Raw genomic sequence first — 24,931 nt, forward strand, 5'->3', positions numbered from 1 at the left:
TTGCAAGAGTCTTATGTCTAGATTTTTTCGGCTCGTCCGTATGACGAGAGGCGTTTTGTTATGAAGTTTGTTGACGAAGTATCGATTCGAGTAAAAGCCGGTGACGGCGGCAACGGTTGCATGAGCTTCCGTCGCGAGAAATTCATTGAAAACGGCGGCCCGAACGGCGGTGACGGTGGTGATGGCGGCTCGGTCTACATGATCGCCGACGAAAACCTCAACACCCTGGTGGACTACCGTTACACCCGGCACTTCGATGCCGAGCGCGGTTCCAACGGCGGCAGCACCGACTGCACCGGCAAGAAAGGTGAAGAGCTGGTGCTGCGTGTTCCGGTTGGCACCACCGTCATCGACTCCGCCACTCAGGAAGTGATCGGCGACCTGACCAAGGCTGGCCAGAAACTGCTGGTGGCTCATGGCGGCTGGCACGGTCTGGGTAACACCCGTTTCAAATCCAGTACCAACCGTGCTCCGCGCCAGACCACTCCGGGTAAACCGGGCGAGGCGCGTGATCTCAAGCTGGAAATGAAAGTATTGGCTGATGTCGGTCTGCTGGGTTTGCCGAACGCCGGTAAAAGTACCTTCATTCGCTCCGTATCGGCCGCCAAGCCGAAAGTCGCCGACTACCCGTTCACCACGTTGGTGCCGAACCTGGGTGTGGTCAGCGTCGATCGCTGGAAGAGCTTCGTGGTCGCGGACATTCCGGGCCTGATCGAAGGTGCTTCCGATGGCGCTGGCCTGGGGATTCGTTTCCTCAAGCACTTGTCGCGTACCCGTTTGCTGTTGCACCTCGTGGACATGGCGCCGCTGGATGACGCCAGCGCTCCGGATGCTGCTGAAGTGATCGTCAGCGAACTGACCAAGTTCAGTCCGTCCCTGGCTGAGCGTGATCGCTGGTTGGTGCTGAACAAGTGCGACCAGATCCTTGAAGAAGAGCATGACGCTCGCGTCAAGGAAATCGTTGATCGCCTGGAGTGGACCGGTCCGGTCTATGTGATCTCCGCCATCTCCAAGCTGGGCACCGAGCGTCTGTGCCACGACATCATGCGTTACATGGAAGATCGTGCTGACCGTCTGGCTAACGACCCGGTTTACAAGGAAGAGCTGGCCGAGCTCGATCAGCGCATCGAAGACGAAGCCCGTGCCCAGTTGCAAGCGCTGGATGACCAGCGTGCCCTGCGTCGCAGCGGCGTGAAGTCGGTCCATGACATCGGCGACGATGACTGGGACGAAGAAGATGTGGATGACGAAGACGGTCCGGAAATCATTTACGTGCGTGACTGATTCGTTGCAGTAAACTTAAGCGCCGCTCAATCGAGCGGCGTTTTAGTATCTGGAAATCGGTAGTCACGAATAACGTTACGGGCGGCGCTGGGTCGCGCTGCCCTCAAGCTAAGGTTGAAGATGATGCGGAGCAAGGTGACAGGTGCGCAGCGTTGGGTCGTGAAGATCGGCAGCGCTTTGCTGACGGCTGACGGCAAGGGCCTGGATCGCGCGGCAATGAGTGTCTGGGTCGAGCAGATGGTGGCTTTGCATGAGGCGGGCGTCGAACTGGTGCTGGTGTCCTCCGGGGCAGTAGCGGCGGGGATGAGTCGCCTGGGCTGGACCGTGCGACCCAGTGCAATGCACGAGCTGCAGGCCGCTGCCGCCATCGGTCAGATGGGTCTGGTGCAAGCCTGGGAGTCGAGCTTTGCCGAGCATGGCCGGCATACCGCGCAGATTCTCCTGACGCACGATGACTTGTCTGACCGCAAGCGTTACCTGAATGCCCGTAGCACCCTGCGTGCGTTGGTCGAGCTGAAAGTGATCCCGGTGATCAACGAAAACGACACCGTGGTCACCGACGAGATCCGCTTCGGCGACAACGACACCCTGGCGGCGCTGGTGGCCAATCTGGTCGAGGCGGACTTGCTGGTGATCCTTACCGATCGCGACGGCATGTTCGACGCCGATCCGCGCAACAACCCCGACGCCAACCTGATTTACGAGGCGCGCGCCGATGATCCGGCGCTGGATGCCGTCGCTGGCGGTACCGGTGGTGCGTTGGGTCGGGGCGGCATGCAGACCAAATTACGTGCCGCACGTCTGGCGGCGCGTTCCGGTGCGCACACCATCATCGTCGGTGGGCGCATTGAACGTGTGCTGGATCGCCTGAAGGCGGGCGAGCGCATCGGCACCTTGTTGTCACCTGAGCGCGGCATGCTGGCGGCGCGCAAGCAATGGCTGGCCGGTCATCTGCAGACCCGTGGCACCCTGGTGCTGGATGCGGGTGCAGTGATCGCGCTGTCCCAGGGCAACAAAAGTTTGCTGCCGGTTGGCGTCAAACTGGTTCAAGGCAGTTTCCGGCGCGGTGAAATGGTGGTGTGCGTGGCGCCGGACGGTCGTGAAATTGCCCGTGGCCTGGCCAACTACAGCGCGCTGGAAGCACAAAAAATCATCGGTCAGTCGTCTGAGGCGATTGTCGGTCTGTTGGGTTACATGGCGGAGCCGGAACTGGTTCACCGCGATAACCTGATTCTGGTCTGAAGGAATATTTGAATGCGTGTGGCAAAAGGATTGTTGGGTCTGCTGTTGGCAATGCCGCTGCTGGCTTCGGCTGAGGAGATTGGCCAAGTGTCGACGGTGTTCAAGTTCGTCGGCCCGAACGACCGTATCGTCGTTGAGGCGTTTGATGATCCGAAGGTCGAGGGTGTGACTTGCTACCTCTCGCGGGCCAAGACGGGCGGAGTGAAAGGTGGGCTGGGTTTGGCGGAAGATCGCGCTGAAGCGTCTATCGCGTGCCGTCAGGTAGGTCCGATCAGCTTCAAGGGTGAGCTGAAGGATGGCGATGAGGTGTTCAAGGAGCGCACGTCACTGGTGTTCAAGACCATGCAGGTGGTTCGCTTCCTCGACAAGAAGCGCAATACGCTGGTGTATCTGGTCTACAGCGATCGCTTGATCGAAGGCAGCCCGCAGAATGCGGTGACGGCGATCCCGATCCTGCCGTGGACGCACGCCCAATAAGCTGGCGCAAATCGAAATGTGGGAGTGAGCCTGCTCGCGATAGCGGTGTAACAGTCGGCATCAATGTTGAGTGTTGCACCGCTATCGCGAGCAGGCCCACTCCCACATTTTTTTGCGCGGCGTGTACCAAATCGCAGGCAATAAAAAACCGACCCTGAGGTCGGTTTTTCAACAAGCTTATCGCTTATGCGGCTACAGCAAGGTTCAGAGCCTTGACGTGACCGTTCAGGCGGCTCTTATGACGAGCTGCCTTGTTCTTGTGGATGATGCCTTTATCGGCCATACGGTCGATAACTGGCACAGCCAGAACGTAAGCTGCTTGAGCTTTTTCAGCGTCTTTTGCGTCGATGGCCTTAACTACATTCTTGATGTAGGTACGAACCATGGAACGCAGGCTGGCGTTGTGGCTGCGACGCTTCTCAGCCTGTTTTGCACGTTTTTTGGCGGAAGGTGTGTTGGCCACCGTCGAGCTCCTCGAAAGACTTTTTAGGAAATAGCAAACAAAATAGGCCGCGAATCATGCCGATGAGTTGATGTCTTGTCAAGGGCGGTTGAGACGTTCCGCTAAGTGGTAGGTATAAAGAGGCGGGATATTTATTTCCGGCGCTTGACCTGTAAACTCGCGAGCTTTGGCTCTGTGCTGCTGCGGCGCGGAGTATCGCATAAGTAGGCGCTTTGTTCGCCTGCTGTTTATCGACAGGCACAAACTCTTTCAATGAATCTGCTCAAATCGTTGGCCGCCGTCAGCTCTATCACGATGCTTTCCCGGATTCTGGGGTTCGTTCGTGACACCCTCATCGCACGCACATTTGGCGCCGGGATGGCGACGGACGCCTTCTTTATCGCCTTCAAACTGCCCAATCTGCTGCGAAGAATCTTCGCCGAGGGTGCCTTTTCCCAGGCATTCGTGCCGATTCTTGCTGAATACAAGAGCCAGAAGGGCGAGGAGGCGACGCGAACGTTCATCGCTTACGTGTCTGGCTTGCTGACGCTGGTGCTTGCCCTGGTTACCGCGCTAGGCATACTCGCCGCGCCGTGGGTCATCTGGGCCACCGCGCCGGGTTTTACCGATACCCCGGAAAAATTCGAGCTGACTACCGATCTGTTGCGGGTGACTTTTCCTTATATATTGCTGATCTCCCTGTCTTCATTGGCCGGTGCGGTCCTCAATACGTACAACCGATTCTCGGTGCCGGCTTTCGTGCCGACGTTGCTCAACGTCAGCATGATCGTCTTTTCGGTATTCCTCACGCCATACTTCGACCCCCCCGTCATGGCCTTGGGTTGGGCGGTACTGGTGGGTGGCCTGGCGCAGTTGCTTTATCAGCTGCCCCACCTGAAAAAGATCGGCATGCTCGTGCTGCCACGCCTGAATCTGCGTGACAGCGGTGTCTGGCGGGTGATGAAGCAGATGTTACCGGCGATTCTCGGCGTGTCAGTGAGCCAGATTTCCCTGATCATCAACACCATCTTCGCCTCGTTCCTGGTCGCCGGCTCCGTGTCGTGGATGTATTACGCCGACCGTTTGATGGAGTTGCCGTCCGGCGTACTGGGCGTAGCGTTGGGCACCATTCTGCTGCCGACCCTGGCCAAGACCTACGCCAGCAAAGATCGCCACGAATATTCGCGAATCCTCGATTGGGGCCTGCGTCTGTGCTTCGTGCTGGTGTTGCCGTGTTCTCTGGCACTGGGGATTCTGGCCGAGCCGCTGACCGTTTCGCTGTTCCAGTACGGCCAATTCAGCGCGTTTGATGCCTCCATGACACAGCGGGCGTTGATCGCTTATTCAGTCGGTTTACTCGGAATTATCGTGATCAAAGTGCTGGCGCCGGGCTTTTATGCGCAACAAAACATCCGCACTCCGGTAAAAATAGCGATTTTCACCCTGATCGTTACTCAGCTGTTCAACCTCGTGCTCATCGGCCCGCTGGCTCACGCCGGTCTGGCCCTGGCAATCAGCATCGGTGCCTGCATCAACGCCGGGCTATTGTTCTATCAGCTGCGCAAGCAGCAGATGTATCAACCGCAACCGGGTTGGGCCAAATTCGGTCTGAAGCTTGTGATTGCGGTGTTGGTGATGTCTGCTGTGCTGCTGGCCGGGATGCACTTCATGCCGGCCTGGGATCAGGGGCATATGCTGGAGCGGTTCCTGCGCCTGGGCGCGTTGGTCGCTGCCGGGGTGATCAGTTATTTCGGCATGCTGCTGTTGATGGGCTTTCGTTTGCGCGACTTCAATCGCAAGGCGCTGAGCTGAGGCTTGGGCCTCGATAAACATGGGCGAACCGGCAGTTTTGTCGGCTCGATTACTTTGGGTTACGGTGTTGCCTGTCGTCGGCCGCCGGGTGTGGTTATAATCGACCACTTTATGAGCAAGAAGCGCGTTATGCAGCTGGTTCGAGGCCTCCACAACCTGCGCCCCCAGCATCGGGGCTGTGTCGCCACTATTGGCAACTTTGACGGTGTTCACCGTGGCCACCAGGCTATCCTGGCGAGGCTGCGTGAGCGCGCTATCGAGTTGGGCGTGCCCAGCTGCGTGGTGATTTTCGAACCACAGCCGCGAGAGTTCTTCGCCCCGGACACGGCCCCGGCCCGTCTGGCCCGGCTGCGGGACAAACTGCAGCTGCTGGCCGACGAAGGTGTCGACCGGGTCCTGTGCCTGGCCTTCAACCACCGGCTGAGCAAGCTCAGTGCCAGTGAATTCGTCGATGCCATTCTGGTCGACGGTCTCGGCGTCCAGCACCTGGAGGTCGGTGACGACTTCCGGTTCGGCTGTGACCGGGTAGGGGATTTCGATTTCCTGCAGCAGGCTGGCATCGTTCAGGGCTTTACCGTTGAAGCGGCGCAAACCGTCGAGCTGGACGGCATTCGCGTCAGCAGCACGCAGGTCCGCAATGCCTTGGCCGCTGCCGATTTTGCCTTGGCCGAGCGGCTGCTCGGGCGTCCGTTCCAGATCACCGGGCGGGTCCTGCATGGCCAGAAGCTGGCGCGCCAACTGGGTACGCCCACCGCCAACATTCAACTCAAGCGTCGTCGCGTGCCCTTGACCGGGGTGTACCTGGTCAACGTCGATATCGACGGCAAGACCTGGCCCGGCGTCGCCAACATTGGCGTGCGGCCCACGGTACAAGGTGATGGCAAAGCCCACCTCGAAGTGCACCTTTTAGATTTTGCCGGCGATCTGTATGACCGGCGTTTGACGGTGGTTTTCCACCACAAGCTGCGTGAAGAGCAGCGTTTCGCCTCTCTGGAGGCGCTTAAGACGGCGATCAATGCGGATGTTGCCGCCGCCCGTGCCCTGTCGCACCTAGCGCCAATCGCTAATGAAGAGCCTTAAATGACCGACTATAAAGCCACGCTAAACCTTCCGGACACCGCCTTCCCAATGAAGGCCGGCCTGCCTCAGCGCGAACCGCAGATTCTGCAGCGCTGGGACAGCATTGGCCTGTACGGTAAGTTGCGCGAGATTGGCAAGGATCGTCCGAAGTTCGTACTTCATGATGGTCCTCCTTACGCCAACGGCACGATTCACATCGGTCATGCGCTGAACAAGATTCTCAAGGACATGATCATCCGCTCGAAAACCCTGTCGGGTTTCGACGCGCCTTATGTTCCGGGCTGGGATTGCCACGGTCTGCCGATCGAACACAAAGTCGAAGTGACCCACGGCAAAAACCTGGGCGCGGACAAAACCCGCGAACTGTGCCGCGCCTACGCCACCGAGCAGATCGAAGGCCAGAAATCCGAATTCATCCGTCTGGGCGTGTTGGGCGACTTCGCCAACCCGTACAAGACCATGGACTTCAAGAACGAGGCCGGTGAAATCCGCGCGCTCGCCGAAATCGTCAAGGGCGGTTTCGTGTTCAAGGGCCTGAAGCCCGTGAACTGGTGCTTTGACTGCGGTTCAGCCCTGGCTGAAGCGGAAGTCGAGTACGAAAACAAAAAGTCCTCGACCATCGACGTGGCCTTCCCGATTGCCGACGAAGCCAAGCTGGCTGCCGCTTTCGGTCTGGCGTCCCTGGCCAAACCTGCCTCGATCGTGATCTGGACCACCACCCCGTGGACCATCCCGGCCAACCAGGCGCTGAACGTTCACCCGGAATTCAACTACGCCCTGGTCGACGTTGGCGACAAACTGCTGGTGCTGGCGGAAGAGCTGGTCGAGTCGTGCCTGGCCCGCTACAGCCTGGAAGGCTCGGTCATCGCGACCACCACCGGTAAAGAACTGGAACTGATCAACTTCCGTCACCCGTTCTACGATCGCCTGTCGCCGGTTTACCTGGCCGATTACGTTGAGCTGGGCGCTGGCACCGGCGTGGTTCACTCCGCCCCGGCCTATGGCGTGGACGACTTCGTGACCTGCAAGAAGTACGGCATGGTCAACGACGACATCCTCAACCCGGTACAGAGCAACGGTGTTTACGTGACATCGCTGGAGTTCTTCGGCGGCCAGTTCATCTGGAAAGCCAACCCGGCCATCGTCGACAAACTGACCGAAGTCGGTGCGCTGCTGCACACCACCATCATCGAACACAGCTACATGCACTGCTGGCGTCACAAGACCCCGCTGATCTACCGCGCCACCGCGCAGTGGTTCATCGGCATGGATAAAGAGCCTGTCAGCGGCGACACCCTGCGCAAGCGCGCACTGAAAGCCATCGAAGAGACTCAGTTCGTCCCGGCCTGGGGCCAGGCACGTCTGCACTCGATGATCGCCAACCGTCCAGACTGGTGCATCTCCCGTCAGCGCAACTGGGGCGTACCGATCCCGTTCTTCCTGAACAAGGAAAGCGGCGAGCTGCACCCGCGCACTGCCGAGCTGATGGAAGAAGTCGCCAAGCGTGTTGAAGTCGAAGGCATCGAAGCGTGGTTCAAGATGGACGCTGCCGAACTGCTGGGTGACGAGGCGCCGCTGTACGACAAGATCAGCGACACCTTGGACGTCTGGTTCGATTCGGGCACCACGCACTGGCACGTCCTGCGCGGTTCGCACCCGATGGGCCACGAGACCGGCCCGCGCGCCGACTTGTACCTGGAAGGTTCGGACCAACACCGTGGCTGGTTCCACTCGTCCTTGCTGACTGGTTGCGCCATCGACAACCATGCGCCATACCGCGAGCTGCTGACCCACGGTTTCACCGTCGATGAGTCCGGTCGCAAGATGTCCAAGTCGCTGGGCAACGTGATCGCGCCGCAAAAGGTCAACGACACCCTGGGCGCCGACATCATGCGGCTGTGGGTGGCTTCCACCGATTACTCGGGTGAAATGGCGGTTTCCGAGCAGATTCTGCAACGCAGTGCGGACGCCTACCGGCGTATCCGTAACACCGCGCGCTTCCTGCTCTCCAACCTGACCGGGTTCAATCCGGCCACCGACATCCTGCCGGCCGAGGAAATGCTCGCCCTGGACCGTTGGGCCGTGGACCGCACCCTGCTGCTGCAACGCGAGTTGCAAGAGCACTACGGCGAATACCGCTTCTGGAACGTCTACTCCAAGATCCACAACTTCTGCGTGCAAGAGCTGGGTGGTTTCTATCTCGACATCATCAAGGACCGTCAGTACACCACTGGCGCCAACAGCAAGGCGCGCCGTTCGGCGCAAACCGCGCTGTACCACATCTCCGAAGCGCTGGTGCGCTGGATCGCGCCGATCCTCGCCTTCACCGCCGACGAGCTGTGGGAATACCTGCCGGGCGAGCGCAACGAATCGGTGATGCTCAACACCTGGTACGAAGGCCTGACCGAACTGCCGGACAACGTCGAACTGGGCCGCGCCTACTGGGAGCGGATCATGGCGGTGAAGGTCGCGGTCAACAAGGAAATGGAAATCCAGCGCGCGGCCAAGGCCGTCGGTGGCAACCTGCAAGCCGAGGTGACGCTGTTCGCCGAAGAAACGCTGAGCGCCGACCTGGCCAAGCTGAGCAACGAACTGCGCTTCGTGCTGATCACCTCGACCGCCAGCGTGGCGCCTTTTGTTCAGGCACCTGCGGACGCGGTAGTCACCGAAGTCAGCGGCCTGAAGCTGAAAATCGTCAAGTCGGCCTTCGCCAAGTGCGCCCGTTGCTGGCACTGCCGTGAAGACGTCGGCGTGAACCCGGAGCATCCGGAAATCTGCGGTCGTTGCGTCGACAACATCAGCGGTGCGGGCGAGGTTCGTCATTATGCCTAACGCTGCTGGCCGTTTCGGACGGCTGAGCTGGCTCTGGTTGAGCTTGCTGGTCCTGGTCATCGACCAGGCCAGCAAGTTCTACTTCGAAGGCTCGTTGAAGATGTACCAGCAAATCGTGGTGATTCCCGATTATTTCAGCTGGACCCTGGCCTACAACACTGGCGCGGCATTCAGCTTCCTGGCCGACAGCTCCGGCTGGCAGCGCTGGTTGTTTGCCCTGATCGCCGTGGTGGTCAGTGCGGTGCTGGTGGTGTGGCTCAAGCGTCTGGGGCGCAACGAAACCTGGCTGGCCGTCGCTTTGGCGCTGGTGCTGGGCGGGGCGCTGGGCAATCTGTACGACCGCATCGCCCTGGGCCATGTGATCGACTTCATTCTGGTGCATTGGCAGAACCGCTGGTATTTCCCGGCGTTCAACTTTGCCGACAGCGCCATCAGCGTCGGGGCCGTGATGCTCGCGCTGGACATGTTCAAAAGTAAAAAGACCGGAGAAGCCGTTCATGACTGAACAGGTATTGGCTGAGCAACGAATCCGCCAGAACACGGAAGTCACTTTGCACTTTGCACTGCGCCTGGAGAACGGCGACACCGTCGACAGCACCTTCGACAAAGCCCCGGCGACCTTCCAGGTCGGCGATGGCAACCTGTTGCCAGGTTTCGAAGCAGCGCTGTTCGGCTTCAAGGCAGGCGACAAGCGCACGCTGACGATTCAGCCGGAAAACGCGTTTGGCCAGCCGAACCCGCAAAACGTGCAGATCATCCCGCGTTCGCAGTTCAAGGACATGGAACTGTCGCCGGGTTTGCTGGTGATCTTCAACGATGCGGCCAATACTGAGCTGCCTGGCGTGGTGAAGGAATTCGATGACGAGCAAGTGACCATCGACTTCAACCACCCGCTGGCCGGCAAGACATTGACCTTTGACGTAGAAATCATCAGCGTCAAATCGCTGTAACTGACCGAATGCGGTCCAATGTAGGGGCAGAGCTTGCTCGCGAAGGCGTCATCACATTCACCATTAATGTCGACTGACACACCGCTTTCGCGAGCAAGCTTCGCTGCTACAGGGATGTAATGTTCTAATTTCTTGCGCGCAAGACACGAGGCACAGCATGCAAATCAAACTCGCCAACCCCCGTGGCTTCTGCGCCGGCGTGGACCGGGCGATCGAAATCGTCAACCGCGCCCTGGAAGTCTTCGGGCCGCCTATCTATGTGCGCCACGAAGTGGTCCACAACAAATTCGTCGTCGAGGACCTGCGTGCTCGCGGGGCGATCTTCGTCGAAGAACTGGATCAGGTGCCGGACGATGTCATCGTGATCTTCAGTGCCCACGGGGTTTCCCAGGCTGTGCGGACCGAAGCCGCTGGCCGTGGCCTGAAAGTGTTCGACGCGACCTGCCCGCTGGTGACCAAGGTGCACATCGAAGTCGCGCGTTACAGCCGTGACGGCCGTGAATGCATTCTCATCGGCCACGCCGGTCACCCGGAAGTCGAAGGCACCATGGGCCAGTACGATGGCAGCAACGGTGGTGCCATCTATCTGGTTGAAGACGAGAAAGACGTCGCCGCGCTGCAGGTGGTCAATCCCGACAAACTGGCGTTCGTGACCCAGACCACGCTGTCCATGGACGACACCAGCCGCGTGATCGACGCTCTGCGTGCACGCTTCCCGGCGATCGGTGGTCCGCGCAAGGACGACATCTGCTACGCCACGCAAAACCGTCAGGACGCCGTCAAACAACTGGCCGACGAATGCGACGTGGTCTTGGTGGTGGGCAGCCCGAACAGCTCCAACTCCAACCGCTTGCGTGAACTCGCCGAGCGCATGGCCACCCCGGCTTATCTGATCGATGGCGCCGAAGACCTGCAAAAAAGCTGGTTCGACGGTGTCGAGCGTATCGGCATCACCGCTGGCGCCTCCGCACCGGAAGTGCTGGTGCGTGGCGTGATCCAGCAGTTGCAGGCATGGGGTGCTACCGGGGCCGATGAATTGGCGGGTCGCGAGGAGAACATCACGTTCTCCATGCCTAAAGAGTTGCGCGTGCGCTCCCTGCTTTAACTTTTTTTCCTCCCGGACATAGCGCCTGCTCAGCCTTATCGCTGCGCAGGCTGACGCGACCGGTCGCGGCCAGCACCACCTGAAGCTGGCTAACCGGTTCGCGGACTGTGCAAACGTGCAGCGTCCCCGCTTGAAACGCCCGGCCAGGCATCTGTGGCTCGCCGATACGGCTGAAACGGATGTATCGTCTGACCGGCCAATTGCCAACAATCGGCACCCGAGCGCCACTCACGCGCTCAATCAGCAGCGGATTGCTGCTGTCCTCCGGCCCTTTGCCGCTGATATCCAGAATGATGCGCCAGCCCTGACCCCAGTCGTCGTTGATGCCATGAATGACGATGGTCTGATTTCGCGCGAGAGCTTCGCTTCTGGCGCTGCGAATACCACTGGCAAGAGACTTTGCCGCCGCCTCGCGATGATTCGATTCTGTAAGGGCCGCGAACGCCGGACTGACCAACAGCAGAACAATCCCGGCAATTGTCAGTCCCATGAGCAGTTCGATCAGGCTGAAACCTCGCTGATGCATGTCATCTCCCTCCGTGGAGTGCTGCGGCCCGCGCATTCCGTGCGCGAGTAATGGCAAATCAACCGCACGCCGGGCGGTCGAATGTTCTAGCGTGTAGAAGCAGGTATAGCCGACGGCAACGGAGGGCACCGATGGATCATCGTACAAAAGGTTTCACGCTGATCGAGCTGCTGGTCTCGCTCGCGGTCTTTTTGATCCTGATCACCCTGGCCGTACCGGCGTTCACCCGGTCGGTGCAAGGCACCAAGGCAGACACCGAAATCGGCGACCTGCAACGCGGACTCAATTTCGCACGACTCGAGGCCATCGACCGGGGCGTCTCCATTCGGGTTCGTCCGATCGCTGTTGGTGGCGCCTGGACCGGTGACTTGGCGGTATATGACAGTACGAACACCCCGGCCAATGTATTGCGGGTTGTTCCAGCACTGAGCAGCGGCGCGAGTCTGACGCTACCCTCAGGAGTGACCGCCATCGATTTCAACAATCTGGGTGGTTTGTCAGCGCCAGCCACACCCGTGGTGATCAGCTATGTATTGGGGGCGCAAACCAGGACGCTGAATGTGTGTTTGAACGGACGAATTCTATTGGGTGGAAGTTGCGGATGAGGGAGCGGGGTAAACATGCACAGGAGGGCATGACGCTGATCGAAGTGCTGGTCGCGTTGGTGATTCTGACCGTGGGGCTGCTGGGCGCAGCGGCGATTCAGCTCAATGCGCTGAAATACACCGACAGCTCGCGGATGACCAGCCAGGCGAGTTTTATCGCCTACGACATGATGGACCGTATCCGCGCCAATTCCGGCGCCGACTACACTGTGACGCCTCCGACGTCGGGCAACCTGAACGTCGCCCGCGATCAGGACCTCTACGACTTCACCACCAATATCGTCAATTTCGGCGGTGCGACGGCCACTGGCACCGTTACGCTGAATCAGCGCGTGTACACCATCACCATCACCTGGGATGACTCGCGCGCCGCCAATATCGCCAACTCGCGCCGCAGCTTTGTCTTGACCAGTCGCGCCACGGTCGACCCGGTGGCAACCCCATGAGGCGGTCCAGCAGAGGTTTCGGGCTGATCGAGTTGTTGATTGCCCTCGCATTGAGTTTGATTGTGGTGCTGGGCGTGGCGCAGATCTTCATCGCCGCCAAGAACACCTACATCAGCCAGAACGCCGCCGCCGCCATGCAGGAAGATGCGCGTTTTGTGCTCAGCAAGATGATTCAGGAAATCCGCATGGTCGGCATGTTTGGCTGCCTGGGGACGATCACCGATTCAAGTACAGGGGGGAGCTTCGCTGCCAGTCAGATAACGCCGATCAGCTGGGATAATGCCAACCAGAAATTGACCCTGGTGGCCGCCGATGTGGGAACGGGTGGCGGGGCGCCAGCCTGGACAGTGGTTTCCGACTGTCGAAATACGGCGACGGCGTATACGAATCCACCGGCTCTGACATCGGGGCAGTTGGCGTTTCCGATACGGCGGCTGATCTACAGCTTCAGCAATAACAAAATCATGATGGGCTCCGGTCCCGGCACGCCGGCCCAGTTCGTACTGGTCGATAACGTCAGTGCCTTCAGCGTGCTCTTCGGCCTCGCCAATTCGGCCACCGATGTAGCCGCTTCCAGCTACAGCGCCAACCCGTCCGACCCCGCGCGAATTCGCAGCGTGCGCCTGACGATGACACTCTACGACCCGAACAGTCGGGTTAAAAATCAAACCTTCACCGTGGTTGCCGCCTTGCGCAACAGGTTGCCATGAGGGAGGCCTCCATGACGTTTCATGCCCAGCGGGGTATGGCGCTGCTGGTCAGCCTGGTGTTTCTGCTGTTGCTGACCTTGATCGGTCTTTCATCGATGCAGAACGCCACGCTGCAGGAAAAAATGGCCGGCAGCGTGAGCTTGCGCAACCAGTCGTTCCAGGGCGCCGAAGCTGCATTACGCGTGGGAGAAAGCGCGGTGCAGCTGGACAGCTATTCATTGCCGGTCTGCAGCCAGTGCGCGCCACCGTCGGACGCGTTGACGGTCACTGCCGCCGGCCCCGGTTCGACCCCCGGCGTGACCTGGATCGCCTCGGGAAAGGGCTTTTACGGGGTGCAGAATATCGGCACTACGGTCAACGCCGTGAATGTGCCGAGCAACACCTCGGCGACGCTTTACCGGGTGACCGCCGTCGGCATCGCGGGCAACTCGCGCAGCGTCGTGGAGAGTATTTATGCGAAGTACTGAAGGGCGCCGTGGCGTGTGGCAGCTGTTTTGCGGCGTTGTATTGGGCCTTTACCTGTCCGCACCGGCGTATGCCTTCACGCCGTCGGATTCACCGCTGTTGAGCGGCGCAGCCGTCCCTCCGAACGTCATGCTGCTGATCGACGACTCGGGGAGCATGAACAACATCATTTGGGCGTCGGGGTTCAATCCGGCGGCCAACTATGGGCAGATCGCGATTTGCAGTTCCAACACCTCCTGTTTAAGCGGTCAGAACCTGAACATGAGTGATACCAATATTTTGCTGTCGAGCCTCAATCGCGGCGGTTGCTCGACCAACGGCAACTGGTACGGTTTTTATCGCGGCTTTCTCGGCTTGACGCCCATCTGCCTGAAGCTGCCGGACCCGGTGGGTAATGAAAATACGCGCTACACCGCCGACTACCTGGCTTATCTGCTGGGGGTGGCCAACGGTTCGAGCAAGGATTTCACCACGGGCGCCAGCGCGATCCCCAATGAATACCGGATCAGCGTGGCCCAGGATGTCTCCACAAGCCTGGTCTCCAGCAATCGCTCGCTGCGTATCGGTCTTGCGACGTTCAATCCGCCTACAACCAGCAACTCCGGTGGTGGTGGCTTCATCGCCCGATCGATCAGCGATCTCTCTGCGGTGAGCGGCAGCGTCACCCAATCCCAGGCGGATACCAACTACAACAACCTGATCTCTGCCATCAACGGCTTGAGTGCCGTGGCCAATACACCGCTGGCGGAAACCTACTATGAAATAAACCGTTATTTTCGAGGCCTGGCGCCGGTCTACAACTCGACACCGGCGACTTACAGCAGCCCGATCCAGTATCGCTGCCAGAAAAACTATGGCGTGGTGATCACCGATGGCTTGCCGACCTTTGACCGGACTTTTCCGGGCACCGACCCACTGGCGGGCGCTCGCCTTCCAAACTGGGATGGCGTGAATAACGATGGCGACAACCTCAATGGTGATGGAGAAGGCGACACGCTGTATCTGGACGACATCGCCAAGTTTGGCTTCGACATCGACATGCGTTCCACGGGAACCGATCTGGCAGGCAAAAGCTGGAACGCTGGGGATTTTCCCAAGCAGAACATCAACACCTATACCGTGGGCTTCACCGCCGCGAACCAAATGCTGTCGGACGCCGCCAACTACGGACAGGGCAAGTACTACCAGGCGACCGACAGCGCAGGACTCAGCAGTGCGCTGTCCTCGGCGCTGAGCGACATCACCTCCAAGGCCGGTTCCGGTGGCAGCGGCGTCACCAGCGGCACCACCCTGGCCAGCAATTCGAGTTACTTTCAGACCATTTATGACCCCAAGGACTGGCGCGGCACGATCAAGTCCTTTGGCTTCACCTCGGCGGGTATCGTGAATACCTCTGCGGCACTCTGGACCACCGACACCACGATCGTCCCGGGTGCCACAGCGCCGACTTACCAGTCCTGGAACACCCTGACCAACGCCGCAGTCACCTTGGCGTATGCCAGTTTTTCCCCGGCACAACAGACCTCCCTCAGCCAAAGCCTGCCCACCGGCATTACCGGCAGCGATCTGGTGGAGTGGAGCAAGGGCACCAACAAAACCGGGCTCAAGGTGCGTAGCGTGCTGCTCGGCGACATCATCAATTCACCCCTCGTACTGGCGTCACCCACGGACAAGACCGCCTCTGATCTGGTGGGGGACACCACTTACAGCACCTACCTGACCACCAAAGCCGCCACCATGAGTCCCAGCCTGGTGGTGAATGCCAACGACGGGTTTGTGAATGTCATCAACTCGGCCAATGGCACCCGGCGTTATGCCTACATGCCGTCCAGCGTGTTGCCATCACTGCGCTACATCGCCGACCCGACCTACATCAACGGTGTGAGCCACAAGTTTCTGGTCGACGGTCAGGTCGGGGTGTTCGATGCCCAGTTCAGCAGCGTCTGGAAAACCCTGGCCATTGGCGGAACCGGGGCTGGCGGCAGGACTTTTTATGCGTTGCAGCTGTTCGATGCGTCAGCGGGCAACGTGTTCAAGGCGCTGTGGGAAATCAGTGCGCCGGCCACGGCCAGTACTGCGAACGCTTTCAATGATCTGGGTTATGCCTATGCACGGCCGGAAGTGGCACGCTTGGCCGACGGTCGCTGGGCCGCGTTCATTTCCAACGGCTATGGCAGTAACTCCGGAGTGGCGGCGTTGTACGTGGTTGACGTTCGTGACGGCTCGTTGATCAAGAAAATCGTGGTCGACAGCGCCGACACCAACAATGGCCTATCGTCGGTGAAGCTCAGGGTCAACTCGCAGAATGTGGTGCAGGCCGCCTATGGTGGCGACCTGAAAGGGCGGTTATGGAAGTTCGATTTGAGCGCTACCGCCCCCGACTCCTGGGGCGTGGCATTCTCCGGCAAGCCGCTGTTTACCACGGCGGGCGGTGCCACTCAGCCCATTACTGTGCAGCCGTTACTGGCGGACAATTCATTGGGCGGCAAGGAAGTGTTTTTCGGCACCGGCAAATTCAACGAGACTGCCGACAAGACCAACAAGGATTTGCAGGCGTTCTACGCGGTGTGGGATGCGGAAGGCGGCGCGGGTCAGATCACCGTGTCCAGTTTGCAGGCACAAGCGGTGACCGGTGTGTTCTCGGGCAGCACCGGACAGTTCATCACCACCAGCCAGAACGACGTGACCTATCCGGGGGAGAAGGGCTGGTACTTGCCGCTGGTGTACAACAGCGTGTTGACGGGGGAGCGGGTGATCAATCAGGCCAGCCTGGTGCTGGGACGGATCGTCTTTACCACGGCGAGTGTGGACACCACTGACCCGTGTGCCAGCTTTGGTACCGGCAAACTGGTCGAACTGGATGCGTTCAGCGGTAAGATGCTCAATTATGCGGTGCTCGACACCAATAACGACGGGACGGTCGACAGCACGGACACGGTGTCCAGCGGAGTGATTTTTACCGGTGGCATCCCGACCCTGAACGCCATCGTCAACGGCGCGACCCGCAAGGTTGTGAACGATTCCAGTGGCGGCATCAGCACCCTGGTGGAAAAATCCGGCGGCGGCAGCCGTCGCATCATGTGGCGACAAATACAGTAAGTGAGAGTGAAGGAATGCGTAGATCCAACCGAGGTTTCACCCTGATCGAAATCATGATCGTGATTGCGATCATCGGGATCGTCATCACCATTGGTGCCCCGAGCCTCACCGAGTACGTGAAAAAGGGCCGCCGCACCGAAGTGGCCGGGCTGCTCTCCGAGCAGGCACAGATCCTTGAGCGGTTCTACTCGAAGAACAATGTCTATACCGCTGCCACCGGACTGAGCGCCGGCAACGATTTTTACACCATCACCCCGACCCTGACCGATCAAACCTTTTTGCTGACGGCAACGCGCAAGACCGGCGCTGCAATGGCGACTGACAAGTGCGGGGATTTCACCCTCACCAACACCGGCGTCAGAAGCATGGTCAATGCGACGTCCGGGTTGGTGACCAAAGATTGCTGGGGTCGCTGAGTTCCCTTTTCGGGCGCCTTTTTTGCGCCCTCTGTCTATTTACCGGTTGGATCAGAACATGAGCAGGCAACAGCAAGTGGTGATTGTCGGCGGCGGCGTGATTGGGCTGCTGACGGCGTTCAATCTCGCATCCGAAGTGCAAAGTGTTGTGTTGCTGGATCGTTCGAGCGTGGGGCAGGAATCGTCATGGGCCGGTGGCGGGATTGTTTCCCCGCTCTATCCATGGCGCTACAGTCCGGCAGTCACCGCGCTGGCGCATTGGTCCCAGGATTTTTATCCGCAGCTCGGTGAGCGACTGTTCGCCGCAACCGGGGTTGATCCCGAAGTGCATACCACCGGCCTGTACTGGCTGGATCTGGATGACGAGGCCGAGGCGTTGGCCTGGGCCGAGCGGGAAAACCGTCCGTTGCGGGCTGTGGATATCTCGGCGGCACACGATGCCGTACCAGTGCTGGGCCCCGGGTTTTCCCGGGCGATCTATATGGCTGATGTGGCCAACGTGCGTAATCCACGGCTGGTAAAGTCCCTGAAGGCTGCATTGTTGGCGCTGCCGAACGTGACGATTCGTGAGCAGTGCGAAGTCAGCGGGTTTATTCGCGAAGGCGACAGGGTTGTCGGCGTGCAGACTTCGGTGGGCCCCATACACGGTGATCAGGTGGTCCTGACGGCTGGCGCCTGGAGTGGTGACTTGCTCAAGAGTCTGGACCTTGAGTTGCCGGTCGAGCCGGTCAAAGGGCAGATGATTCTGTACAAGTGCGCGGCGGACTTCCTGCCGAGCATGGTGCTGGCCAAGGGGCGTTATGCGATTCCCAGGCGCGACGGACACATTCTGATAGGCAGTACGCTGGAGCATGAAGGCTACGACAAGACGCCGACCGACTCGGCGCTGGAGAGTCTGAAGGCATCAGCGGTAGAGTTGATTCCTGCGCTGGCAGAGGCCGAAGTGGTGGGGCATTGGGCCGGATTGCGCCCGGGTTCGCCGGAAGGCATTCCCTACATTGGCCGAGTGCCGGGGTTCGATGGACTTTGGCTCAACTGCGGGCATTACCGTAACGGGCTGGTACTGGCGCCGGCGTCGTGTCAGTTGTTTGCGGATGTGATGTTGGGCAGGGCGCCGATTATTGATCCTGCGCCGTATGCGCCGACCGGGCGGATCTGACAGCAAGATTCTTTATCGCCTGCCAGATCGCTTTCGCGGGCAAGCCTCGCTCCTACAAGTTTGAGTCGTTCAATACACTTGCGAACGACACACCCCCTGTAGGAGCGAGGCTTGCCCGCGAAGGAGCCCTCAATCCAGACCCAATTTCTTGAGCCGATATCGCATCGATCTGAATGAAAGATTCAACCGCTGGGCCGCCGCCGTGCGGTTCCAGCGGGTTTCCTCCAGTGCCTGGAGGATGAGTTTGCGTTCGACGTTTTCCAGATAATCTTCCAGGTTATCGATTTGCGTCAGGTCCGGCACGCCGCTCTCTGCCGTGCAGTTACCTTCGGCCAGTCGCAGGTCGCTGGCTTCAATCTGTTTGTCCTCGCACAGGGTGTAAGCCCTCTCCAGCACGTTCTCCAGCTCCCGTACGTTGCCCGGAAAACGGTAACTTTTCAGCGCATCCAGGGCGAGTGGATGGAGTTTTGCGGCGGGTTGACCGCTGCCGGCCGCCAGGCGCTTGAGCACATGGCTGGCCAGCGGTTCGATGTCGTCGCGGCGCTCGCGCAAAGGGGGGACGCGCAGTTCGATCACGTTCAACCGGTAGTACAAATCCTGGCGAAAGCGTTCGGCGGTGACTTCGGCATCGAGGTCTTTGTGGGTGGCACAAAGGATGCGGACATCAACCACCATTTCTTGCTGACCGCCGACACTGCGAATGGCTTTCTCCTGAATGGCTCGGAGCAGTTTGACCTGCATCGCCAAGGGCAGATCGGCCACTTCGTCGAGAAACAGTGTGCCGCCGTGGGCGGCTTGGAACAGCCCTGGTTTGTCTTCGATGGCGCCGCTGAAACTGCCTTTGCGATGGCCGAAGAATTCACTCTCCATCAACTCTGACGGAATTGCCCCGCAATTGACCGGGACGAACGGTTGATTAGCCCGCGGGCCCTGCTCGTGGATCAGTCGGGCGACCAATTCCTTGCCACTGCCGGATTCGCCGCTGATGTACACCGGGGCCTGACTGCGTGCGAGTTTGTCGATTTGTTTGCGCAGGTTGCGCATGGGCAGTGAATCGCCCAGCAACCGGCGATCGATGGCGGTACTGGCGCCACCCGGTGCCGGCAAGCGCAGGGCGCTGGTGACCAGTTCGCGCAGGCGCGTCAGGTCAACCGGCTTGGTCAGGAAGTCGAAAGCCCCTGCCTTGAGGGCGTTGATCGCTGTTTCGAGGCTGCCGTAAGCGGTGATCATCGCCACCGGCACGTGTGGGTAACGTTGCTGGATGTACTGCACCAACTCAAGGCCGGTGCCGTCGGGCAGGCGCATGTCGGTCAGGCACAGCTCGAATGTCTCGCGCATCAACAAGGCTTGGGCTTCGCCAAGGTTGCGGGCACTGTAGGTATCGAGTTTCATCCGTCCCAGGGTGATTTCCAGTAGTTCGCGGATATCGGGTTCGTCGTCGACGATCAGGACTTTTGGCCGTGGGCTCATGTTCAACTTTGTTTCCGTCCGTGAGCAAAAGTGATGCGAAAGCAGCCGCCACCTTGGCGTGGTTTGAAGTCTAGGCGGGCCTGGTTGCTTTCGCACAGCTCACGGGACAGATAAAGCCCCAGGCCTGTGCCCTGGCTACTGGTGGTGAAGAACGGTTCGAACAAATGCGTCTGTTGGTCCGGCGCCACGCCGGGGCCGTTGTCCCGGACTTCGAGCGTCGGCAACTGGCTGTCGGGCTCGACAAACAACTCGAGCCAGGCCTGCGCCAGGTCGTGATTCAGGGCGCTATGGCGCCAGGCATTGCGCAACAGATTGTCGAGAATCTGAGTCAGCTGATTCGGGTCCATCAGGGTTTTGAAGTCGCCCGGGCCGATGTGCAGGTGAATCAACTGGCGATCGGTCGCGCCTTCACGGGTTTCGGCGACGAAATGCTCCAGCCACGGCTTCAGATCGAGCCGTTGCGGTACGGTTTGCTGGCGGCGGGACAGTTGCAGGACGTTTTCGATAACCCGATTCATTCGCTGAGAGTGGTCTTGAATAATCTGCGTCAGACGCCGATCCGCGCCGTTCAGTTCCTCGGATTCCTGCAATAGCTGCGCGGCATGACTAACGGCGCCCAGTGGATTGCGGATTTCATGGGCGATACCCGCCGTCAGGCGCCCGAGTGCGGCGAGCTTCAGTTGCTGCGCTTGTTGAGCGATCTGGGCGAGGTCCTCCAGAAATACCAGGGTGTGGTGGTTCGGGCTTTGGTCCAACGCAATGAAGCTGGGTTGCAGTTCTATGCCATTGCTGGCGATTTTCAGGCTTTGCGGTCGCAGCGATGGATTGTTGAACCACAGCTGAAGGCGTTCGACCAAGGCCGGCGAATAGTCGTCGATCAGCTGACCATCGAGGTCGTTCTGCCCCAGTAAGGTCAAGGCGCTTTGATTGGCCAGTCGCACCCGCCGCTGGTCGTCCAGCACCAGAATGCCCGTGCGCATGCGGTGCAGGATCAGCGCATTGAGCGCTTCCAGGCCAAGCACTTCACTGGCTCGCTGTTCGGCGAGGTTTTCGCTGACTTCCAGTCGCCTGATCAGACCTTGCACCAGCAACGCCGCGGCAAAACACAGCGCGCCGAGAGTGCCGACTTGCAGGTACTCGCCGGGACTGATCGGGTGACTGAAACTCAGGAGGAAGCCAAGGCCGACGATGCCAAGGGCGGCGACCGCCGCGATCAACAAGCCGATACGTCCGCGCAACAGGGTGTTGCTGATGGCCACCGAGACAATGAGCAGGTTGCCGATGGCGCTGGCCACACCGCCCGCGGCATAGAACAGGCCGCACAGCAGCAGGACATCGACCAATGCAAGGCTGAAAAGCTGTGCCGGCCGTCGGGTGTTCTGCCAAAAGACCACCAGCAGGATGTTCAGCACCAGGTACAACCAACTGCCACTGCGCAGCAGGTCATCCTGGGCGAAGGCCAGCAGCTGGTTGTCCATGTTGCTGGAAATCAACAGTACGAGAGTGATGCCGACGCTTAAACGGTAGAGATGGTAAAGACGCAGCAGTCGCTGTGCCTGTTTGCCGCCGGGAGTGGACGTCTCAGCGACCACTTGGGCCCGGGCCTTGCTCAAGGTGAGCCTGGCTGCAATACCACTGTTGTTGAAGGCTCAGCGCGCGATCGCGGGGCAGGTGTACGCCGCAATGCGCGCAGCGGACCATCGGTGCGGCATCCAGCTCGGCGGAGGACCTGGGCGCGGAATTCGAAGCCTTGAACTTGCGCCAGAACCATACCGCAGCGGCAATCAGGGCGATCCAGAACAGTAAACGAAGCATGGTGAGCTGCTTTATTGGCTAATGAGCAGGCAGTTTAGCCAAGGACCTGACCTGCGCACAGCGCAATAAAAAAGGGAGACTCAAGAGTCTCCCTTTTTGCATAACCCGATGTGTCAGTCGAACACGCCGAAGGTCATGTAGCTGAACCACGAGCGGTCTTCGCTGTTGGCTTCGGACTCGTGTTCCTCTTCTTCGATCACGTCGCCATCTGCATCTTTAGGCTTCAGATCGTTCGGAATCGCGTCCTTGGCATCCTGGAACTGCTTCTGCACGTCCTGGTTGGCGCGGGTTTCGCCCGGCGGCAGAGGAGGACGGGATTCGATCAGGCCCAAGGTGGCCTTGCTCAGCCACGAACGGTTGTCGGCTTCGTCGACCGAAGGCTTGAACTGACCGTCTACCAGGCTTGGGTGGTTCGGGTAGTTGAGCTTCAGGGTTTCAAGGCTGGTGGCTGCCAGGTCGTCCAGGTGCAGACGTTGGTAGGCTTCAGTCATCACCGCCAGGCCGTCACCGACCGAAGGGGTTTCCTGGAAGTTTTCCACTACGTAACGGCCACGGTTCGCAGCGGCGACATAGGCCTGACGGGTCAGGTAGTAGTCGGCAACGTGAATCTCGTAGGCCGCCAGCAGGTTGCGCAGGTAGATCATGCGCTGCTTGGCGTCCGGCGAGTAGCGGCTGTTCGGGAAACGGCTGGTCAGCTGGGCGAACTCGTTGTACGAGTCGCGGGCCGCACCCGGGTCACGCTTGGTCATGTCCAGCGGCAGGAAGCGCGACAACAGGCCGACGTCCTGGTCGAAGGAGGTCAGGCCCTTGAGGTAATACGCGTAATCCACGTTCGGATGCTGTGGGTGCAAACGAATGAAACGCTCGGCAGCAGACTTCGCAGCCTCAGGCTCGGCGTTCTTGTAGTTGGCGTAGATCAGCTCGAGTTGAGCCTGATCGGCGTAGCGCCCGAACGGATAACGCGACTCCAGTGCCTTCAGCTTGGCTGTGGCGGCAGTGTAGCTATTGTTGTCCAGGTCGGTCTGAGCCTGCTGGTACAGCTCGACTTCGCTAAGGTTTTCGTCTACGACTTCCTTCGATGAGCAAGCAGCGGTCAATGCGAGGATGGCGATCAGCAGCAGGTGTTTCACTTGCATGGCGGCTTGCGTCCCTATGACGGCCGCTGTCTTGGGCGGGGCCGTCCTGTTATGATGAGCGCCCCGTTGAATAGCCTCGGGGCAAAAGACGCCGTATTTAACCACAAGCGCGCAGCCGAAACCAAAGGCTGTGCCGACGCCTAGTCTGAGCATGTCCGATAAAATTGAACTTCGCGCAGAGGTGCCGTCCGAATTGGGCGGCCAACGCCTCGATCAAGTCGCCGCACAATTATTCGCTGAGCACTCGCGCTCGCGCCTTTCCGCCTGGATCAAAGACGGCCGCCTGACTGTGGATGGGGCGGTTATCCGCCCGCGAGACATCGTTCATGGTGGCGCCATTCTTGAACTGACTGCCGAGCAGGAAGCTCAGGGCGAATGGATCGCTCAAGACATCGAGCTGGACATCGTCTATGAAGACGATGACATCCTGGTGATCAACAAACCTGCGGGCCTGGTGGTGCATCCTGCCGCCGGTCACGCGGATGGCACCTTGCTCAACGCCTTGCTGCACCACGTGCCGGACATTATCAATGTGCCCCGCGCCGGTATCGTGCATCGCCTGGACAAGGACACCACCGGTCTGATGGTGGTGGCCAAGACCATTCAGGCGCAGACACAGCTTGTCACGCAATTGCAGAGCCGTAGCGTAAGCCGGATCTACGAATGCATCGTGATCGGTGTGGTGACGGCCGGCGGCAAGATCAATGCGCCGATCGGTCGTCACGGCCAGCAACGCCAGCGCATGGCCGTGATGGAAGGGGGCAAGCAAGCCGTCAGCCATTACCGCGTACTTGAGCGTTTCCGCTCTCACACGCACGTGCGGGTGAAGCTGGAAACCGGTCGTACACACCAGATTCGCGTGCACATGGCCCACATCAACTACCCGTTGGTCGGAGATCCTGCCTACGGCGGTCGCTTCCGCATTCCACCGGCCGCCAGTGTGACCATGGTCGAATCGTTGAAGGCGTTCCCGCGTCAGGCACTGCATGCGCGGTTCCTGGAGCTGGATCACCCGACCACCGGTAAACGCATGAGCTGGGAATCGCCATTGCCGGATGATTTCGTCTGGTTGCTCACGCTGCTCAAGCAAGACCGCGAGGCGTTCATCGGATGAGTGACTGGCTGATTCCCGACTGGCCTGCGCCTGCCGGGGTGAAAGCCTGCGTTACCACCCGTGCGGGCGGCGTCAGTCTGGCGCCGTTCGACAGCCTCAACCTTGGCGATCACGTCGGCGACAACCCGGAAGCGGTTGCCGAAAATCGCCGACGCCTCACCGATCATTTCTCTATTCAGCCGGCCTGGTTAAAGCAGGTTCACGGCATTGCCGTGGCCCATGCCGACCCCAATATCACGGCAACCGCTGATGCCAGTTGGACGACAACCCCCGGCATTGCCTGCGCGGCAATGACCGCCGATTGCCTGCCAGCGCTATTTTGTGACCGTGCCGGTACTCGCGTCGCGGCGGCCCATGCCGGTTGGCGTGGATTGGCGGCAGGTGTGCTCGAAGCGACGCTCGACAGCCTGGCGGTGCCTCCAGAAGACGTGCTGGTCTGGCTGGGCCCGGCCATTGGCCCGCAAGCCTTTGAAGTCGGCCCGGAAGTGCGCGAGACCTTCGTCCAGCAACTGCCCGAAGCGGCCAAAGCCTTTGTGCCCAGCCAAAACGCTGGCAAGTTCATGGCCGACATCTACGAACTGGCGCGTTTGCGCCTTGCTGTGCGCGGTGTCACCGCTGTTTATGGTGGCGGTTTCTGCACCGTGACCGATCCTCGCTTCTTTTCTTACCGCCGCAATCCACGCACGGGTCGGTTTGCCTCTCTTATCTGGCTGTAGTGCCCTGTCTGGGGTACGAACGCTAGACTT

The 24,931-nt window shown here is 59.8% G+C and carries 24 protein-coding genes; 18 read left to right on the forward strand and 6 right to left on the reverse strand.

The window, feature by feature from the left end; genetic code table 11:
• Positions 1-60 precede the first annotated feature (60 nt).
• The 3 genes from cgtA to BLU63_RS15080 all read left to right on the forward strand — a co-directional run bounded on the left by cgtA (position 61) and on the right by BLU63_RS15080 (position 3,003).
• Positions 61-1,284, forward strand: coding sequence for an Obg family GTPase CgtA (gene cgtA / locus BLU63_RS15070; RefSeq protein ID WP_010467530.1), 1,224 nt, complete (start codon positions 61-63; stop codon positions 1,282-1,284).
• A 123-nt stretch (positions 1,285-1,407) separates the two neighbouring features.
• Complete coding sequence (gene proB, locus BLU63_RS15075) at positions 1,408-2,526, forward strand: glutamate 5-kinase (protein ID WP_083375722.1); 1,119 nt, start codon at positions 1,408-1,410, stop codon at positions 2,524-2,526.
• Between the two features lie 12 nt (positions 2,527-2,538).
• Complete coding sequence (locus BLU63_RS15080; protein WP_010467533.1) at positions 2,539-3,003, forward strand: CreA family protein; 465 nt, start codon at positions 2,539-2,541, stop codon at positions 3,001-3,003.
• 184 nt (positions 3,004-3,187) lie between these two features.
• Here the strand turns inward: BLU63_RS15080 and rpsT are convergent, their stop codons facing one another.
• Positions 3,188-3,466, reverse strand: coding sequence for a 30S ribosomal protein S20 (gene rpsT / locus BLU63_RS15085; protein ID WP_008154937.1), 279 nt, complete (start codon positions 3,464-3,466; stop codon positions 3,188-3,190).
• Between the two features lie 252 nt (positions 3,467-3,718).
• Here rpsT and murJ point away from each other — a divergent pair, with 252 nt between their 5' ends.
• The 6 genes from murJ to ispH all read left to right on the forward strand — a co-directional run bounded on the left by murJ (position 3,719) and on the right by ispH (position 11,224).
• Entirely contained in the window at positions 3,719-5,257 is a 1,539-nt protein-coding gene (gene murJ / locus BLU63_RS15095) for a murein biosynthesis integral membrane protein MurJ (RefSeq protein WP_010467534.1), read from the forward strand.
• Positions 5,258-5,386: 129 nt separating this feature from the next.
• Complete coding sequence (gene ribF / locus BLU63_RS15100; protein ID WP_010467535.1) at positions 5,387-6,337, forward strand: bifunctional riboflavin kinase/FAD synthetase; 951 nt, start codon at positions 5,387-5,389, stop codon at positions 6,335-6,337.
• Positions 6,338-9,169, forward strand: a complete 2,832-nt coding sequence (gene ileS, locus BLU63_RS15105) for an isoleucine--tRNA ligase (RefSeq protein ID WP_083375723.1) — start codon at positions 6,338-6,340, stop codon at positions 9,167-9,169.
• Positions 9,162-9,674 carry a signal peptidase II gene (gene lspA, locus BLU63_RS15110; RefSeq protein ID WP_010467537.1) on the forward strand — a complete coding sequence of 171 codons (513 nt, stop codon included), beginning with the start codon at positions 9,162-9,164 and terminating at the stop codon, positions 9,672-9,674. The genes ileS and lspA overlap by 8 nt, the downstream gene beginning before the upstream one ends.
• A 7-nt stretch (positions 9,675-9,681) precedes the next feature.
• Positions 9,682-10,119, forward strand: a complete 438-nt coding sequence (gene fkpB, locus BLU63_RS15115; protein WP_010467538.1) for an FKBP-type peptidyl-prolyl cis-trans isomerase — start codon at positions 9,682-9,684, stop codon at positions 10,117-10,119.
• A gap of 157 nt (positions 10,120-10,276) precedes the next feature.
• Positions 10,277-11,224 (forward strand): 4-hydroxy-3-methylbut-2-enyl diphosphate reductase, encoded by a 948-nt coding sequence (gene ispH, locus BLU63_RS15120; RefSeq protein WP_010467539.1) that lies wholly within the window; start codon positions 10,277-10,279, stop codon positions 11,222-11,224.
• Here the strand turns inward: ispH and BLU63_RS15125 are convergent.
• Positions 11,193-11,750, reverse strand: a complete 558-nt coding sequence (locus BLU63_RS15125) for a GspH/FimT family pseudopilin (protein WP_077749394.1) — start codon at positions 11,748-11,750, stop codon at positions 11,193-11,195. The two genes, ispH and BLU63_RS15125, sit on opposite strands and share 32 nt — an antisense overlap.
• A 131-nt stretch (positions 11,751-11,881) precedes the next feature.
• Here BLU63_RS15125 and BLU63_RS15130 point away from each other — a divergent pair, with 131 nt between their 5' ends.
• Genes BLU63_RS15130 through thiO form a run of 7 tightly spaced genes read left to right on the forward strand, consistent with a single transcriptional unit; the run spans position 11,882 to position 18,650 of the window.
• Complete coding sequence (locus tag BLU63_RS15130; protein ID WP_077749393.1) at positions 11,882-12,355, forward strand: GspH/FimT family pseudopilin; 474 nt, start codon at positions 11,882-11,884, stop codon at positions 12,353-12,355.
• A complete protein-coding gene (pilV, locus tag BLU63_RS15135; protein ID WP_042932547.1) occupies positions 12,352-12,801 on the forward strand; it encodes a type IV pilus modification protein PilV in 450 nt (149 codons plus the stop codon). The genes BLU63_RS15130 and pilV overlap by 4 nt, the downstream gene beginning before the upstream one ends.
• Positions 12,798-13,511, forward strand: coding sequence for a PilW family protein (locus BLU63_RS15140; RefSeq protein WP_083375724.1), 714 nt, complete (start codon positions 12,798-12,800; stop codon positions 13,509-13,511). The genes pilV and BLU63_RS15140 overlap by 4 nt, the downstream gene beginning before the upstream one ends.
• Positions 13,508-13,978, forward strand: a complete 471-nt coding sequence (locus BLU63_RS15145) for a pilus assembly PilX family protein (protein ID WP_042932549.1) — start codon at positions 13,508-13,510, stop codon at positions 13,976-13,978. Before BLU63_RS15140 ends, BLU63_RS15145 begins: the two co-directional genes overlap by 4 nt.
• Positions 13,965-17,075: a pilus assembly protein gene (locus tag BLU63_RS15150; RefSeq protein WP_083375725.1), complete on the forward strand. Its 3,111-nt coding sequence runs from the start codon at positions 13,965-13,967 to the stop codon at positions 17,073-17,075. Before BLU63_RS15145 ends, BLU63_RS15150 begins: the two co-directional genes overlap by 14 nt.
• Before the next feature lie 14 nt (positions 17,076-17,089).
• Positions 17,090-17,491 carry a type IV pilin protein gene (locus BLU63_RS15155; protein ID WP_083375726.1) on the forward strand — a complete coding sequence of 134 codons (402 nt, stop codon included), beginning with the start codon at positions 17,090-17,092 and terminating at the stop codon, positions 17,489-17,491.
• 58 nt (positions 17,492-17,549) lie between these two features.
• Positions 17,550-18,650 (forward strand): glycine oxidase ThiO, encoded by a 1,101-nt coding sequence (gene thiO / locus BLU63_RS15160; protein WP_010467551.1) that lies wholly within the window; start codon positions 17,550-17,552, stop codon positions 18,648-18,650.
• A 129-nt stretch (positions 18,651-18,779) separates the two neighbouring features.
• On the opposite strand, the gene BLU63_RS15165 is transcribed toward thiO, so the two are convergent.
• The 4 genes from BLU63_RS15165 to BLU63_RS15180 all read right to left on the reverse strand — a co-directional run bounded on the left by BLU63_RS15165 (position 18,780) and on the right by BLU63_RS15180 (position 23,071).
• Positions 18,780-20,120, reverse strand: a complete 1,341-nt coding sequence (locus BLU63_RS15165) for a sigma-54-dependent transcriptional regulator (protein WP_083375727.1) — start codon at positions 20,118-20,120, stop codon at positions 18,780-18,782.
• A gap of 2 nt (positions 20,121-20,122) precedes the next feature.
• The gene (locus BLU63_RS15170; RefSeq protein ID WP_083375728.1) at positions 20,123-21,712 is read right to left on the reverse strand and encodes a sensor histidine kinase; all 1,590 of its coding nucleotides are present in this window, start codon (positions 21,710-21,712) and stop codon (positions 20,123-20,125) included.
• Positions 21,702-21,935, reverse strand: a complete 234-nt coding sequence (locus tag BLU63_RS15175) for a PP0621 family protein (protein ID WP_010467554.1) — start codon at positions 21,933-21,935, stop codon at positions 21,702-21,704. Before BLU63_RS15175 ends, BLU63_RS15170 begins: the two co-directional genes overlap by 11 nt.
• A gap of 113 nt (positions 21,936-22,048) precedes the next feature.
• Positions 22,049-23,071 (reverse strand): outer membrane protein assembly factor BamD, encoded by a 1,023-nt coding sequence (locus tag BLU63_RS15180; RefSeq protein ID WP_010467556.1) that lies wholly within the window; start codon positions 23,069-23,071, stop codon positions 22,049-22,051.
• Positions 23,072-23,222: 151 nt separating this feature from the next.
• Between BLU63_RS15180 and rluD the strand changes: the two genes are divergently transcribed.
• Positions 23,223-24,185 carry a 23S rRNA pseudouridine(1911/1915/1917) synthase RluD gene (rluD, locus tag BLU63_RS15185; protein WP_007942311.1) on the forward strand — a complete coding sequence of 321 codons (963 nt, stop codon included), beginning with the start codon at positions 23,223-23,225 and terminating at the stop codon, positions 24,183-24,185.
• Positions 24,182-24,901, forward strand: a complete 720-nt coding sequence (gene pgeF / locus BLU63_RS15190) for a peptidoglycan editing factor PgeF (RefSeq protein ID WP_077749385.1) — start codon at positions 24,182-24,184, stop codon at positions 24,899-24,901. The genes rluD and pgeF overlap by 4 nt, the downstream gene beginning before the upstream one ends.
• Positions 24,902-24,931 lie beyond the last annotated feature (30 nt).

The organism is Pseudomonas mandelii (assembly GCF_900106065.1).
GTDB classification, from domain to species: domain Bacteria; phylum Pseudomonadota; class Gammaproteobacteria; order Pseudomonadales; family Pseudomonadaceae; genus Aquipseudomonas; species Aquipseudomonas mandelii.

Excerpts from the sequence above, each read along its gene's own strand:
- cgtA (WP_010467530.1), top strand. The coding sequence starts at position 61 with ATGAAGTTTGTTGACGAAGTATCGATTCGAGTAAAAGCCGGTGACGGC.
- proB (WP_083375722.1), top strand. The coding sequence starts at position 1,408 with ATGCGGAGCAAGGTGACAGGTGCGCAGCGTTGGGTCGTGAAGATCGGC.
- BLU63_RS15080 (WP_010467533.1), top strand. The coding sequence starts at position 2,539 with ATGCGTGTGGCAAAAGGATTGTTGGGTCTGCTGTTGGCAATGCCGCTG.
- murJ (WP_010467534.1), top strand. The coding sequence starts at position 3,719 with ATGAATCTGCTCAAATCGTTGGCCGCCGTCAGCTCTATCACGATGCTT.
- ribF (WP_010467535.1), top strand. The coding sequence starts at position 5,387 with ATGCAGCTGGTTCGAGGCCTCCACAACCTGCGCCCCCAGCATCGGGGC.
- ileS (WP_083375723.1), top strand. The coding sequence starts at position 6,338 with ATGACCGACTATAAAGCCACGCTAAACCTTCCGGACACCGCCTTCCCA.
- lspA (WP_010467537.1), top strand. The coding sequence starts at position 9,162 with ATGCCTAACGCTGCTGGCCGTTTCGGACGGCTGAGCTGGCTCTGGTTG.
- ispH (WP_010467539.1), top strand. The coding sequence starts at position 10,277 with ATGCAAATCAAACTCGCCAACCCCCGTGGCTTCTGCGCCGGCGTGGAC.
- BLU63_RS15125 (WP_077749394.1), bottom strand. The coding sequence starts at position 11,750 with ATGCATCAGCGAGGTTTCAGCCTGATCGAACTGCTCATGGGACTGACA.
- BLU63_RS15130 (WP_077749393.1), top strand. The coding sequence starts at position 11,882 with ATGGATCATCGTACAAAAGGTTTCACGCTGATCGAGCTGCTGGTCTCG.
- pilV (WP_042932547.1), top strand. The coding sequence starts at position 12,352 with ATGAGGGAGCGGGGTAAACATGCACAGGAGGGCATGACGCTGATCGAA.
- BLU63_RS15140 (WP_083375724.1), top strand. The coding sequence starts at position 12,798 with ATGAGGCGGTCCAGCAGAGGTTTCGGGCTGATCGAGTTGTTGATTGCC.
- BLU63_RS15145 (WP_042932549.1), top strand. The coding sequence starts at position 13,508 with ATGAGGGAGGCCTCCATGACGTTTCATGCCCAGCGGGGTATGGCGCTG.
- BLU63_RS15150 (WP_083375725.1), top strand. The coding sequence starts at position 13,965 with ATGCGAAGTACTGAAGGGCGCCGTGGCGTGTGGCAGCTGTTTTGCGGC.
- BLU63_RS15155 (WP_083375726.1), top strand. The coding sequence starts at position 17,090 with ATGCGTAGATCCAACCGAGGTTTCACCCTGATCGAAATCATGATCGTG.
- thiO (WP_010467551.1), top strand. The coding sequence starts at position 17,550 with ATGAGCAGGCAACAGCAAGTGGTGATTGTCGGCGGCGGCGTGATTGGG.
- BLU63_RS15165 (WP_083375727.1), bottom strand. The coding sequence starts at position 20,120 with ATGAGCCCACGGCCAAAAGTCCTGATCGTCGACGACGAACCCGATATC.
- BLU63_RS15175 (WP_010467554.1), bottom strand. The coding sequence starts at position 21,935 with ATGCTTCGTTTACTGTTCTGGATCGCCCTGATTGCCGCTGCGGTATGG.
- BLU63_RS15180 (WP_010467556.1), bottom strand. The coding sequence starts at position 23,071 with ATGCAAGTGAAACACCTGCTGCTGATCGCCATCCTCGCATTGACCGCT.
- rluD (WP_007942311.1), top strand. The coding sequence starts at position 23,223 with ATGTCCGATAAAATTGAACTTCGCGCAGAGGTGCCGTCCGAATTGGGC.
- pgeF (WP_077749385.1), top strand. The coding sequence starts at position 24,182 with ATGAGTGACTGGCTGATTCCCGACTGGCCTGCGCCTGCCGGGGTGAAA.